The sequence below is a fragment of the Marinococcus luteus genome, assembly GCF_034497705.1.
In the GTDB taxonomy this organism is placed as follows: domain Bacteria; phylum Bacillota; class Bacilli; order Bacillales; family Marinococcaceae; genus Marinococcus; species Marinococcus luteus_A.
Window position 1 is genome coordinate 753,627 of sequence record NZ_JAXRUV010000001.1, and the last position, 13,859, is coordinate 767,485.

The window sequence follows — 13,859 nt, forward strand, 5'->3', positions numbered from 1 at the left end:
CTTTATTAGATGACCCAGCTGCTCTTTCATAGAAAATACGGCGCCCGTTTATCATTAACAGGCACCGTACCATTAAAAATTAACCCCATACTTTTATTTCATTTTTACCGGGCTGCAGCTGACCGATCGGCCCCGGGACGTCTGCGGCGTCTTTTTGTTCTCCGAAAAAGTCGGTGTCTATCCGCAGCTTGCTTCCATCCGGATTTTCAAAATCTGCATCCACGATACGTGCTCGCTCCAGGTTGCCCGTATGCTTTATCTCACCGCTCATTTGTTCAAATCCCTCTGGCAGCTCACAGGAGAGATATACCCCGTCCCCTTTTTCGATGATCGTAAGCTGGGGATCAAAAGATTCTTTGGTAAATGCTTCATTTTCTCCTTCAAACGGGACCGCCCCGTTAAAGTAGGCGTTATGATTAATATAGACCGGCTGCTCGATACTGTGGAATGCTTCATGGTCGCCGCCCACCTGGTCAACAGCTTCGATATACTCCTCGAGCGATGCCGTATACCCGTTAAAATGGGAGGTTCCTACATTATCCAGATCCGGTTTTCCTACAAACATGTTATTGTAAAAGCGGTCGTCTCCGCCGTAGGTGGCCGCAAACCCTGCCACCTCCGTGCTGTGGGGCACGTGATACGGCGTTGCCCGGTCCAGCATTTTTTTGTGTACCATTTTGCCCGCGATCAGATTGTTAACATAAGCTCCGCCCTGCGCATGATTATCCAGGGCATAGTCTGCTGTTAAAATATTATGGTCCACCACATACGGTCCGCTGCTCACTTCCACGAAAAGATCGCGGCTGTTTTCGTAAAATAGATTTTTACTTACCCTGGTTCCCTGGGTCTGCCAGTCGAGCCATACCCCAAGCGAGCAGTGATGGATGCGGTTGCTGTGAATCTGGACATCAATTGCTGCGTGCAGTTTAATTCCGGCAATTTCGTGACCGAAAAATTCCCGCTTTAATGCGATATTATAAATGTGATTGTGATAAATTTCGCTGAACACACAGCCCAGATGGCCGACAATTCCGTTCTGGCCGCAATCATAAATGGTATTGTGCCGGATAATATGAGAGCCGATACGCTCTCTGCTCCACCCAATCTGACGGGCAAGAAACACAGATTCCAGCTGGTACTGATAGCCTGGCTTGTCCTTTCTTATCGTCCGGTAGTTATCACCGGTGGACGCTTCCTTTCCAATACTGATCGCACTGCATTTGGAATCGTGAATCACGTTATTTTCAATAATCCATCCTTTGCTCCAGTTCGGCCCGATCAACCCCGGCTGATCCGCTGTCGGAGGTGTCCACGGCGTTGCTGCCTGAGCCATTTCAAACCCCTGCACCGTAATATAGTTGATTCCCGTCACCTCCGGATAAAAGCAGGCCTTCCGCACGTTTATTTCCACCAGCTCTTTATTCGGATCAGCACCCTGAAAATTGGCGAAAATCGTCGTATGGCTGTTGTCTGCTTCCGCATACCAGCGATACGTGGTCTGCTCCGGACGGTGGACAGGGACCACCGTTTTTGTCCAGTGATCCAGAACCTCGGTCTGCTTTTCCGGATTCATTACTTCGGCGAAGGTTTCAGCTTCGTAAAAGGACATTCCGTTTAAATATACATCTCCCAGATGCCTGCCTGGATTGTGTACGATCCAGTCTCCGAATATTTTTTCCGTAAACGGATTGTAGTCTCCGAATAACGTGTTTGGGATAACTACCTTCCAGACCGTTCCTTCCACCTGCTCCCAGTAGTCAATTTGTTCCGAACCTTTAATTACTGCTTTTTCTCCAGGAGCAGCGGTATATGTAATTCTTCGATCCTCACTCCGGCCTCCATTTTTCGGCTTCACCCATTCTCTGTATTCACCTTCATGCACTATTACAGTATCGCCTGCCTCGGCGGTTGAAGCCGCTCTATTAATTGTTAAAAACGGATTTTCCCGTGTACCGTTACTGCTGTCAGAACCGTTTTTTGCTACATGATATTCAAATGCCATGAAGCTTTCCCCCTTTTATCAATCTATTTTTATTATAGGCAGGAAGCTTCCTATGCTTCTATTCAAAAAATAGTATAATATAAGACAATATTAGTGTTTTATGAAAGGAGAGCCGACTGTGGTCTTTTTTGAGCCTCACGGAGTCGAAGAGCAGGAATCATTTCAGAGTGTTACTTTAACCAATTTCAGCTTCCCGCTTCACTTTCACCGTGCCTATGAACTGATCATCGTTCAAGAAGGACAGGTACGGGTCGCCATTGACCAGAAGGAGTATCTTCTGCAGCAAAACGAGGCGGTATTTATTTTCAATAATCAAATGCATGAATTTACAACGGTCGACCATTCCACCATCACCGTCATAATTTTTTCGCCTGAATTAATCGGTCGTTTTTTTATGGATTATAAAGGTTTGATTCCCGTCAATAATATGTTTTCTCTGTCGAGGGAGGTGCAGCTGCCGTCCCAAAACTCTGTCTACAAACAGAAAAGCTTTTTGTATGGCATATGCAGTACGTTAGAGGAACATACCGATTTCAAGCCCGTACAGTATTCCGCGAAAACGAAAATACTTCATCAAATGCTCCTGTATGTGGATAATAATTACGCCGCCGAGTGTACGTTAAAAGCGGTGGCTGAACATTTGCAGTATGACTATCCCTATCTGTCCAAACTGTTTGTTCACATGGCAGGTATGACCTTTACCGAATACCTAAACTATTACCGGATCTCGCGTGCCTGTTATTTACTGAAAAGCAGCCAGAAGCCGATCGGGGAAATTGCTGCCGACTGCGGCTACAGCAGCCTCCGTTCCTTCAACCGGAATTTCCAGGCCTTCGTACGTGATTCCCCGCGCAGATTTAGGGAATTTTCGTCCCAACGGGCTTAATTACCGATGGAGGATTTCGTGATTCGGAGAAACGAATTCGCCTTTCTTTGAAATTCATACGAAACGGAGACCTCTTCCACCCTATGACCCTTGGTTGTTAAATATTCAATCACTGCGTCCAGGTGCTCGCAGCGCTCGCCCGTCAGGTCCACCAGCGGAAAAATGCGTACTTCCTCTTTTGCTACTCTCAGCAATTCTGTAAGAGTGTCAATGTGAAAGTCATAGCTCAGACGGTCAGCGTACATAAACAGAAAATGGGCGGACAAAACGGTGTCAAAGGTACTATCTTCAAAAGGAAGCACCGGCAGTTCCGCTGGCACATACCGGCCGCCGGAATGATACATATCTTCCGAACAGTCGTGCAGTGCCTGATTGCGTCTGCTTTTTAAATCTTTAACACTGCGAATGTAATTCCATTTGTAATTATCTTCAGCCTTCGTTATGTGTGCCGCCGCGTGCTCAATATCCTCCAGCCCTTTTTGCTTCAGATCTCCGGCCCGGTGATCGTACGCAATATCACAGGCTGTTACCTCTGCCCCCAGGCTGTTTCCGACAGCCGTAAACGAACAGGCCCCGGCCGGGCAATCAAGGATGCGTTTTCCTTGGATCATTGCTTTGGAAAGTGCAAACATATCCAGGTATTCGTCAAATGTGCGTCCGATAAAAACAATACGATCCAAATCAAGCTTCGTCTTCTTTTCTCTGCTCAACTCTGCTCACCTCAAATAAAAAAGATTACCCTCACGGTAGCATACGTTCTGCTACCGGGGTAATCTCCATTGGAAAAATCATCTATTTTTCCACCTCTGTTCGCCAGGCTTTTAAGCCAATGAGCCTCCGTCGACGACCATCTCATCGCCGGTCACAAACCGGGATTCATCGGAAGCATAGTACAGAGCGGCATAGGCAATGTCCACCGCTTCCCCGTGGTGGGGCGGAAGAGGCACAACGTCCTGGTTATCCTGCGAAATCGTTTTCTGCCGTTCTCCCATGATTGGCGTCCTGATCGGTCCGGGATGAATGCTGTTCGCCCGGATGCTTTCTTCAGCAAAGTGCGCGGCAACGTGCGTCGTCATCGAACGGATCGCTCCTTTTGCTGCACTGTAGGCTGTGCCGTTGCCGCCGGCCGCTCCGGACCCGGTCAGTGCAGCCATCGATGCTATATTAATGATCGACCCCTGCCCGACCTTCTGCATTTCCGGAATCACCTCGCGCATACCGAGAAAGTAGCCTGTCGAATCCACATTCATGACTTTATTCCATTCTTCAAGAGAGGTTTCCAGAATCTTGCTCGGATAATGGATGCCTGCGTTATTTACCAGAATATCCACCTGGCCGTAGGTGTTTACCGCTTTTTGAACCGCTTTTTCCCAGTTTTCCTCCGAGGTGGTATCCAGTTCAAAGGCAGTGATGTCTGCCCCTTCGTCCTGTATTTTCTTTACTTCCTCCTGCAGCAGGTCGAGCTGGACGTCGGCTGCTATCACCTTCGCTCCCTCTTCTGCAAACAGTCTGGCAGTGCCGAGGCCAATCCCACCGGCTGCCCCGGTAACAATCGCAACTTTGTTTTGTAAACGTGCCAATCTATTTCCTCCTTCAATGATTCAGACTCATCTGTTTTCTCTCGTACAAATACCCATTATGCCCAGCGGGTAATCAAGGCTCGTTTGAATGGTATAATTTAAGCAAATCCGTAAAGTCTAAAGGAGGAATTCATATGGACGCGAAAAATAATTCATCTCAGCCCCTTGCATCAAAACAGAAGAAAGACATACTGGCCGTACTCGAAAACCGTTTCGGGCTGCACATGCACCGCCATGAAGAATTAACCTGGACTTCGGTTTTGGAAAAGCTGGAGGCTGACGACGAAAAACTGTGGTCATTGAACGAAATGGAAGCAAGCGACGGAGAACCGGATGTGGTTGGCTATGACCGTGAAGAAAACAAATATTTATTTTGTGACTGCTCGCCAGAAAGCCCTAAGGGTCGCCGGAGCGTCTGCTATGACCGCGAAGCACTGGAAGCAAGAAAGAAATATAAGCCTGAAACAAGCGCTGTCGAAATGGCTCAGGCTATGGGCGTCGAGCTTTTAACCGAAGAGCAGTACCACGCCCTGCAGAAGCTGGAAAAAGTCGATACGAAGACGTCAAGCTGGATTCAGACACCTGAGGAAATAAGAAACCTGGGCGGCGCTTTGTTTGGCGACCACCGGTACGGCCGCACGTTCATCTACCATAACGGCGCCGAATCGTACTACGCTGCGAGAGGCTTTCGGGGCATACTCAAAGTATAAAATATTACTGCTCTTCTTCGGCACTTCCTTTGATCCGGGTGTTTACAATTTGATTGCTGCGTACAAACGTTTCTGGTTATGCTTCGTTGTTGAACTCCTGTTGAATCTGCATCATCATCATAAACCTTGCAACCTCTCCGCCATTCGCCGCTGCCGCTATCAGCTGGCTGCCAAAGTTATCCTTGGATTCGCCAGCCACATACAGCCCTTTAACGGAGGTTTCTCCGAATTGACCGACCACAAACCGGCCGTTTTCATCCCGTTCAACGTCCAGACCGCTTAAAAATTCATAATTGGTGTTCCAGTGCACGTACGTAAAAGCACCCTCTACCTCCACTGTTTCCTCGTTGGCCATTCTGATCGTCTGCAGCTGTCCGTTCTCTCCAGACATTTCCTCAATTTTTTCCAGATGATAAGGGATATTTTTATCCTCGAGTACTTTTATATTTTCCTCCGTCAGGCTGTCATGGCCATCGGTGAATACTTCCAATTTGTCTGTCCAGTTGGAGAGAAGCGTAACCATATGCATGACCGATTCATACGGATTGATAACGGCAAGCTTTTTGTTTCTCATTTCCCAGCCGTCGCACCACGGACAGTAAAAGACGCTTTGCCCGTAATAGCTTTCAATATTTTTAATGGTCGGCAGCTGTTCGATTAAGCCCGAGGCAATTAACACCTGTTTGGATTGAAACTGCCCTGTCAGCGTTTGGACAATAAAGCCTTCATTATGCTGTTGTATTGTAGTCACTCTATCCTTTAACAGCGTATTTCCCTCGTATTTCAGCGCATCTTCCCTGGCCCGCTTCCGGAACGTCTGCGGGGTCACTCTGTCCTGTGTTAAATAGGAGTGCGTTTCATGCGTTACGATGTTTCTCGGCTTATCCTCATCAATAATCAGCGCCTGTTTTAACCCTCTTCCAAAATACAGGGCCGCACTCAATCCTGCCGGTCCTCCACCAATAATAATCACATCATAAATCATTTTAAAACTCCTTCCCGTATATTAAAGATTCTTATTATCTATAATTATAATAAAGTAAAAGGATTTGCTACACCGTCAAATCCTTCAGCTTTTTGTTTTTTAATGTGTTGATTAAATTGTCCTGCGCTTCCATCATGGCCGCCTGGATTCTGCATTCATTTCCGTGATCAAAGCTGTCCTCAAACAGCGTCTGCACGCCGTCAATCGCAACTACAATATCGTACACGGTCACATTTTCCCAGTTCTGCTGCAGCCGGTAGCCGCCCTTGGCACCGCTCGTGGAAGTAATGTAATTTGCCTTTACGATACGCGTTAACACTTTGGATAAGTACGTCGTAGAAACATTCAGCGCTACAGACAGATCCTGTACCGGAATTTTCACAGTATCCCCGTCACGATGAATCATATACACCAGCGCATGCAGGGCATAATCCGTGGCTTTTGAAAATTTCATACCGCTTTTCACTTCCAATTAAAGATATTATATATCTATTATATATTTATATAGTTTAATTCGCAAGCTTAAATGCTAATACAAATAAAAAGACTGATGACAGAGAAGGATCTCCGGCATCAGTTCTTAAACTTTCGGGGGCCTCTCCCCTTTGATTCTTATAACGGGTTAAGCTACTGTCACCTCCACTTCAATGTTACCACGTGTCGCTTTCGAGTATGGGCAGTTTTCGTGAGCGCCTTCGGCGAGTTCTTTTGCCTGCTCTTCCGAAACGCCTTCGACATGAACCGAAAGCTGCACGGCCAGGCCGAACCCGCCTTCGTCCTCTTTGCCGATGGAGACGTTGGCAGTGATTTCCGTATGGTCCGGCTTGATTTTTTTCTGCCGAGCGACCATATTCAGGGCACTTTCAAAGCATGCCGCATAGCCGGCAGCAAAAAGCTGCTCAGGGTTTGTGCCCGGCTCGCCGCTTCCACCGAGCTCTTTCGGGGTACGAACATCAAGGTTTAAATTACCGTCCTCTGAAGTGACACGGCCGTCGCGTCCTCCGACAGCGGTAGCGGTAGTTGTATAAATTGGCTGCATGCTAAATCTCTCCTTTTTGAATATGTTCTGTAATTTGGTGCAGTTGACGAAGCAGCTGCTTCGCGCCGTCCTCATCGATCCCCAGCCGGGTGCCGAGGCGCTCAGGCAGGCATGCTGCGTCGCGTTTTAATTCTCTTCCCTTCTTGGTGAGATGAACAAGCACGATTCGTTCATCCTCCGGAGAGCGCTCCCTTGTTACCAGGCCGGCGCCCTCCATCCGTTTGACCATTGGAGTCAGCGTCCCGGAATCGAGATACAGCTTCTCGCCAATGGCTTTCACGGACTGATGATCCTCCTCCCACAGGACAAGCATCATCAGGTACTGCGAAAAAGTGAGGCCAAGCGGCTCCAGCTCTTCGCGATACATTTTCGATATTTCCTTAGAGCAGGCATAAACAGCAAAACACAATTGGTGATCGAGCGATAATAGTGAATCATTCATGCGGATGGCCATCCTTTACATTTAATTGTGCACAATCAAATAGTACACAATATTATATTAAAGCACAAACAATGTGCTTGTTTAGATAATTCGGTCAATCAGGCTCTTAGCCCTCTGGTTTTTTGGGAAAAGAATAGCAGTTCAGCTACAAATGATCGGAATAGAAAAGCGAAATTAAAAGGAGGAAAACATGAAATATGACATCGTTGTCATCGGCGCCGGACACAACGGCCTCGCCGCCGCCATTCAGCTTGCCAAGCAGGGAAAGCAGGTACTCGTCCTCGAGAAGGAACCCCGCCCCGGAGGAGCAGCTAAATCAGGGGAAGTAGCTGCTCCCGGCTTTATTCATGATTTATTTTCCATGAACATCAGCTTGTTTTTGAAATCACGATTTTATAAGGAAAATCAGCACGAGCTTGCCGCGAACGGCTTTAAACCGGTGTACAGCTCCCACCCGTACGCCAGCGTTTTCCCTGATGGAAAGGCCCTCACTATTGATACGGATCCAGAGATGACGCACCAAAGCCTTTCCAGCTATTCCACCGCTGACGCGGACGCCTGGAAAGAATTTGATGCCTTATATGATCAGGTAGCGCCTTATTTGTACAAACTGATGCAACGGGAGCTCCCTTCTCTCCGTGCCGGGCTTATCGTATTCAGGGCCCTGCTTGACTTAAAAATAAAAACCGCCCTGAAGGTTTCCAGCCAGCTTGCCAAGTCCCCGCGGCAGTTTGTTGATTCCTGGTTTGAAAACGATAAAGTGAAATCACTGGTTGTTCCCTGGGGCTACCAAATGGACTATGCACCTGATATAAGCGGCGGAGCGGCTTTTCCTTTAATAGAAGCCATTGGACACTACCGGGAGGGAATACCATTTGCCCTCGGCGGAATTCAAACGATGATCCAGGCAATGGTAACGATGCTCGAAGCGAGAGGCGGCGAGCTGCAAACCAATACCTGGGTCAATGAAGTTCACGTCGAGGACGGCGAAGCCCAGGGAGTATTCCTGAACGATGGAACATATATAGAAGCCGGAGACGTTATTGCAACCGCTACCCCGACCCAGATAGCTGATCATCTGATCGATGCCAAGTATCTTCCGGCATCCTTTGAGTCTAAAGCACAAAATTATCAATATGGCCCAAAGACGATGATGATTCACCTGGCACTAAATGAGCCGCTCCGTTGGACGGCCGGCGAAGACATTGCGCAATCTGCTTACGTTCATGTGGCACCGTACGTGGAGGATGTGGCCCGCACCCATACCCAGGCGCTGAACGACGTTCTTCCGGACAGCCCCCTGCTGATTGTGGGCCAACCCAGTGCCGTCGATGTGAGCAGAGCACCAGAAGGAAAGGCAGCGGTATGGATTATGGTTCGCTCCCTCCCCGCTCATCCTAAGTATGACGCACTAAACGAGATTGAGCCGGGCCCCTGGTCCTCTATCAAAGAGCAATACGCTGACCGGGTTATTGATAAACTGGCGGAATATGCGCCTGATATGAAAAATACTATTGAAGGGCGGCACGTTTTTTCCCCGGAGGATCTGCCGAAGGAGGATCCGAATCTTGTCGAAGGCGACCATATGGCCGGCAGCCACCAGCTGTTTCAGCATTTTCTTTTCCGCCCTATTGTGGGCTACTCCCGTTATCAAACACCGATCAGACATTTCTATATGATCGGAGCATCCACGTGGCCCGGCGGAGGGTTAAACGCCGGCTCCGGTTATTTGTTAGCAGAAAAGCTAAAAAGCAGATCCTTTTTTAAATTTTCGCCTTTGTGATTGAGCTAATTGCCGTTTAATATTCTTTGCATCGTTAAAGCCAGAACGTTTTTTATCTATAAAGAGATTTGAAAGGAGAATACAAAAGGAGATTTTTCAATTTCCTTAATGATTCTTCTTTTCTCTTTTCTTTCCAATTAATGTATAAGTTCATTTAATAGCGTTGAAAAATATACAACTTTTGGTACACATAAAAATCATGTCTAAACCTATGGTTTTTTTCTATCAAAACATCTAGAAATCGATTTTGATAGGTATCATAATGAACCAGGAGGTTATGGGCTGTTTTTTCATCATCATTTCCTTTTTCATTCATTTTTAAAGAGGAGTAAACATATATGGAGTATCGGAATTATGGATACATACGCGTGAGCAGCAAAGATCAAAATGAAAGCAGGCAGCTTGCTTCCATGAGAGAAGCAGGAATCATCGAACGGGATATATTTATAGACCAGTCTAGTGGAAAAAACTTTGAGAGAGAACAGTATCAGTTATTAAAACGCATTTTGCGAAAAATAGATGTGCTGTACATTCATTCACTGGATCGGTTTGGTCGTAATAAAGAAGAAATTTTGCAGGAATGGAATGAAATAACGAAAACCATCTAGTGTGATATTGTGGTATTAGATATGCCTTTACTAAATACCAAAGAGCAAGATGACAGCATGAAAAACTTTATTGTAGACTTGGTGTTACAGATCCTATCATGGATGGCCGAAGAAGAGCGTACACGCATCCGACAACGGCAACGAGAAGGCATAGACACGGCCTTAGAACAAGGCGTGAAGTTTGGCTGTCCTGAAACACCTGTGACTGAAGCGTTTGAAGAAGCCTATCAGGAATGGAAGGCCGGAGAGATTAAGGCCGTGGATGCTATGAGAAGATTATAACTATCTAGTAGCACGTTTTATCGGTCAGTTAAACGTTATGAAAAGTTATAATAACCTTTTATAAAGGAGATTAATATTGTCTAAAAAGAGTAATCATTATGTCCCACAATTTTATTTAAAAAACTTTTCTTATAATAGAAAATCGGTTGGTATGTATCACGTTGAGAGAAAGAAATATATACCACATGCTTCAATTAAAAATGTAGCCTGTAAAGATTATTTATATGGAAAAGATGGGAATTTAGAAGATTGGTTTCAAGTTGTTGAAAGCCAAGCTTCAAGGGTAATTAGCAATTTAATTCAAACAGAAAAATTCCCTCCAAAATCTAGTGATGATTACAAATTATTATTAATCTTTATTTTATTAAGTGAAGCACGAACTTTACAAAGTGCAGATAAATTAGAAGAGATGTTAAGCTTTTTAGCTAATAAAGCAGCAGAATATGTTCCAAGTCTCTCTAAAGAAGAACAAGAGGATAGATTTGCAGTAAAATCTGAAATACCTAATGCACCCGGCATTGATGTGGCTGTAAAGTATTTTCCTGTCATAATGGATTTAAAAGCTATATTAATTAAGACAGCAAATGATAGAACGTTCATGACATCAGATAATCCAGTTATGAAATACAACCAAATGTTTTTTCAAGAAACTACACAGATCGTGGTTTTGGATTAGCACATAAAGGCATTCAAATATTCTTTCCTATTAATAAAAATCTTTGTATTTGTCTTTACGATGACGTTATGTACGAAGCTAAAAATATTGAAGACAATATTATTAAAATTAATAAAGCTAGACAGATGGATGAACTTAATAAGATGGTACTATTGAACTCTTATCAAAATGTTTTTTTCCTAATAATAATAGTGAAAAATATTTAAAAAGAATTGATACTAGATTAGAACCACGTTCTTTAGCACCTGAAGTTTATCCTCTATATGAAGAAGGTAGTGAAGAAGTTAAAGAAATAGTAAGTTATTCTCCTCCCAAAATTGAAACTAAGATAAACTTTAATTTATTTAAAATAAGAGAAGAGTTTAAGGATATGCCCTTACCTATTCATATGGTAGGGCCTATTAGACCAAAGGCTCAAAAAGAATTGGATAGGCTAAAATAATATTTATTAAAATACGATATGTGAAATTATATTTTAATATAGGAAAGGTGGCGTACATGTGGAAAGTGAAACAAAAATACCTAAAGTATTTATTAGTTACAGTTGGACCACAACAGAGCATGAAGAGTGGGTCTTTGATTTAGTACAAAAACTAACGGAGCATGGCATTGATTGTAAATTTGATAAATGGGATTTAGCTTCAGGAGACAATAAATATGATTTTATGGAAAGCATGGTAACTAGTGATGAAATTGATAAGGTATTAATTATTTGTGATAAAGGCTATCAAGAAAAAGCAGATAATAAAACAAAAAGTGGAGTAAGAACAGAAACACAAATACTCTCCCCTAAAATTTATGAGCAAGTAGACGAACGAAAATTCATTCCTGTAATAGCTGAAAGATCCGATTCAGGTGATGCCTACCTCCCTGCTTTCATATCTGGAAAAATGTATGTTGATTTATCAAACGAGGATAGAGAAAAAGAAGAATTTGAAAAATTAGTAAGAGACATTTATGAAAAACCTAAATATCAAAGACAAGCTTTAGGTTCTCGTCCTGCCTTTCTTGATGAAGAACAAGTTAGTACCGCTACATTAGACAATGTGCTTAAAGATATTAACCAATCCATTAAAACTCAAAATGTACGAAGAGTAAAAAGTCTAGCAACAAAATATAAAGATAATTTCGTAGATATAATGGCAGAGCATATTATAAAATACGAACAAATTTCAGATCAGGATGAATTACCAAATTTAATAGTTAAAAAGATTAGTGATTTTGATACATTTAAAGAAAATTTTCTTCAGTTTATTCAAAAGCTCGATGAAGCTGATTGCATGGATGCAGAATTATTTATTGATTTTTTCGAGGAATTAAGCGAATACACAGGGCATATTTCAAGCCTGTATAATTCAAGGACTTTTTTAGAAGACCAATTTGACCATTTTAAGTTTTTAATACATGAGATGTTCTTGAATCTTCACTCCTTAGCAGTCGAGCGAAAAGATTACGCTTTTATAACTGAATTAGTACACACGGAATACGAATTAAAATCTTTAAATCATGTTGGAAGAAAAGTAGACTTCACATACTTTAGATTTTATTTACCTACTTTAGCTAAACTCTCTCAAAATAGTCAATATTCAGCATCAAAGCATGCGGAATTACTAAAAAATAGGTATTCACGCAGAGATTTCACTAAAATAAAAAATGCTGATATAATTCTTTTTTATGTAGATAAAATCGCTTTACCAGACAGTGCTAAGTCTTGGTATCCTGTTACTTTTGTTTACGTTAGTGAGTTTCATCCTGACAAAAATAAATTCTTTTCGGATTTACAATCGAAAAAACACTTTGAGCAAATGAAATCAATCTTCAAAGTGGAGGATAAACAAGATTTCATTCAAAAAATACAAAAATTAGAGCTTCCCACAGTAGGTTTTAAAAGAGTTCCAGGTATTGAAACTTGGATAGATAATCTTAATAATATCGAAAGTAAGCCTTAAAATGATTGCAAATGCAAAAATCTAACGGCCAATGGCTGTTAGATCAGATTGTAGACGAAGGCCTTCGTCTACAATCTGGATATAACATGTAAATGTTATATGGTTAAGAAAGACAGATACTGGAACGAGTTTAAATTTTTCGTTGTCTCAAAACATTAAGACTACTTATTATATTGAGACATCAATTAATAACTTCCGGTAAGATAGATTGCGTTAACAATAACTAGACTAAGGAGCATGGTTTTTCTTATAAATGGAGATATCTTTTAGTTTGAGTATTGCACCAATCTACTATTTAATGCACTCAAAGACCGAGCATGAAGGTTTCAATATCTCGCTCGGCCTCTTGTTACTTATAATGAAATCTTGTCGTTGTTGTCTGTAGACGCTTCACCAAGAAAAAACGTAATATGAAGTACTTGAGCAATGGCTAAAAGCGTAGATACCTGGGAGACCGTGATCCCTGCTTCAATACGTCCGATCGTAGATTTTGGTTTTCCAATCGCATCTGCCAATTCCTGTTGCGAAAAGCCCTGACGTTGACGCTCGGTTTTGATTTCGGCCGCCAGAGCTGCTTCCTGCTTTAGTCGATCAATGTGAGCTTTCCCTACAGCTTCTTGGTAATGGGCGAATGCATTACTCATTTCTATCTCCTCCTTGGTTTCACGATGCTATTTGGCTTCCTGCCCACCATACGCCTCGTAGCACTGTTCGGCTAGAACAATATCCGGACGACGGATAGCCCCATTATAGGTCTTATCAGAATGATGCAGCAGCAATACCTTCTGCTCGTCATGAATGACAAATAACAAACGGTGGTTCCCCGTTTTAGCCCCGTCAATTCCCCAGCGGTATAGTTCTTCTAGCTCGGTATGTCGATACACCTGTTTATACAATGTAAAGTATTTAAAAGTTAT

15 protein-coding genes and 1 pseudogene are annotated in these 13,859 nt (G+C 43.4%); 7 read left to right on the plus strand and 9 right to left on the minus strand.

Annotation, left to right across the window (positions count from 1 at the left end):
- Nucleotides 1-79: 79 nt before the first annotated feature.
- Complete coding sequence (locus tag Q9M42_RS03865) at nt 80-2,002, minus strand: right-handed parallel beta-helix repeat-containing protein (RefSeq protein ID WP_322525203.1); 1,923 nt, start codon at nt 2,000-2,002, stop codon at nt 80-82.
- Between the two features lie 118 nt (nt 2,003-2,120).
- Between Q9M42_RS03865 and Q9M42_RS03870 the strand changes: the two genes are divergently transcribed.
- Entirely contained in the window at nt 2,121-2,888 is a 768-nt protein-coding gene (locus tag Q9M42_RS03870; protein ID WP_322525204.1) for an AraC family transcriptional regulator, read from the plus strand.
- Here the strand turns inward: Q9M42_RS03870 and Q9M42_RS03875 are convergent.
- A complete protein-coding gene (locus tag Q9M42_RS03875; protein WP_322525205.1) occupies nt 2,885-3,598 on the minus strand; it encodes an SAM-dependent methyltransferase in 714 nt (237 codons plus the stop codon). The two genes, Q9M42_RS03870 and Q9M42_RS03875, sit on opposite strands and share 4 nt — an antisense overlap.
- A gap of 111 nt (nt 3,599-3,709) precedes the next feature.
- On the minus strand, nt 3,710-4,468 hold the full coding sequence (locus Q9M42_RS03880; RefSeq protein WP_322525206.1) for an SDR family NAD(P)-dependent oxidoreductase: 759 nt from the start codon (nt 4,466-4,468) through the stop codon (nt 3,710-3,712).
- Between the two features lie 134 nt (nt 4,469-4,602).
- On the opposite strand from Q9M42_RS03880, the gene Q9M42_RS03885 reads away from it, so the two are divergent.
- Nucleotides 4,603-5,178, plus strand: a complete 576-nt coding sequence (locus Q9M42_RS03885) for a DUF4256 domain-containing protein (RefSeq protein WP_322525207.1) — start codon at nt 4,603-4,605, stop codon at nt 5,176-5,178.
- Between the two features lie 76 nt (nt 5,179-5,254).
- Here Q9M42_RS03885 and Q9M42_RS03890 read toward each other — a convergent pair whose 3' ends face one another.
- The 4 genes from Q9M42_RS03890 to Q9M42_RS03905 form a co-directional block, all read right to left on the minus strand.
- Entirely contained in the window at nt 5,255-6,163 is a 909-nt protein-coding gene (locus tag Q9M42_RS03890; RefSeq protein ID WP_322525208.1) for an NAD(P)/FAD-dependent oxidoreductase, read from the minus strand.
- Nucleotides 6,164-6,230: 67 nt separating this feature from the next.
- Entirely contained in the window at nt 6,231-6,617 is a 387-nt protein-coding gene (locus Q9M42_RS03895; RefSeq protein WP_322525209.1) for an RrF2 family transcriptional regulator, read from the minus strand.
- Nucleotides 6,618-6,785: 168 nt separating this feature from the next.
- A complete protein-coding gene (locus Q9M42_RS03900; protein WP_322525210.1) occupies nt 6,786-7,202 on the minus strand; it encodes an organic hydroperoxide resistance protein in 417 nt (138 codons plus the stop codon).
- A 1-nt stretch (nt 7,203) separates the two neighbouring features.
- Nucleotides 7,204-7,644, minus strand: coding sequence for a MarR family winged helix-turn-helix transcriptional regulator (locus Q9M42_RS03905; protein WP_322525211.1), 441 nt, complete (start codon nt 7,642-7,644; stop codon nt 7,204-7,206).
- Nucleotides 7,645-7,834: 190 nt separating this feature from the next.
- Here Q9M42_RS03905 and Q9M42_RS03910 point away from each other — a divergent pair, with 190 nt between their 5' ends.
- From Q9M42_RS03910 to Q9M42_RS03925, 5 genes and pseudogenes are all read left to right on the plus strand, one after another.
- Nucleotides 7,835-9,427: a phytoene desaturase family protein gene (locus Q9M42_RS03910; RefSeq protein ID WP_322525212.1), complete on the plus strand. Its 1,593-nt coding sequence runs from the start codon at nt 7,835-7,837 to the stop codon at nt 9,425-9,427.
- Between the two features lie 338 nt (nt 9,428-9,765).
- Nucleotides 9,766-10,317 (plus strand): annotated as a pseudogene (locus tag Q9M42_RS03915) (recombinase family protein).
- A gap of 76 nt (nt 10,318-10,393) precedes the next feature.
- Nucleotides 10,394-10,993 (plus strand): DUF4238 domain-containing protein, encoded by a 600-nt coding sequence (locus Q9M42_RS03920; protein WP_322525213.1) that lies wholly within the window; start codon nt 10,394-10,396, stop codon nt 10,991-10,993.
- Between the two features lie 11 nt (nt 10,994-11,004).
- The gene (locus tag Q9M42_RS15515; protein ID WP_369698790.1) at nt 11,005-11,199 is read left to right on the plus strand and encodes a DUF4238 domain-containing protein; all 195 of its coding nucleotides are present in this window, start codon (nt 11,005-11,007) and stop codon (nt 11,197-11,199) included.
- Nucleotides 11,200-11,493: 294 nt separating this feature from the next.
- Nucleotides 11,494-12,942 (plus strand): toll/interleukin-1 receptor domain-containing protein, encoded by a 1,449-nt coding sequence (locus Q9M42_RS03925; RefSeq protein WP_322525214.1) that lies wholly within the window; start codon nt 11,494-11,496, stop codon nt 12,940-12,942.
- Nucleotides 12,943-13,295: 353 nt separating this feature from the next.
- Here the strand turns inward: Q9M42_RS03925 and Q9M42_RS03930 are convergent, their stop codons facing one another.
- Nucleotides 13,296-13,586: a helix-turn-helix domain-containing protein gene (locus tag Q9M42_RS03930; RefSeq protein ID WP_322525215.1), complete on the minus strand. Its 291-nt coding sequence runs from the start codon at nt 13,584-13,586 to the stop codon at nt 13,296-13,298.
- 27 nt (nt 13,587-13,613) lie between these two features.
- Entirely contained in the window at nt 13,614-13,826 is a 213-nt protein-coding gene (locus Q9M42_RS03935) for a hypothetical protein (protein ID WP_322525216.1), read from the minus strand.
- Nucleotides 13,827-13,859: the final 33 nt, after the last annotated feature.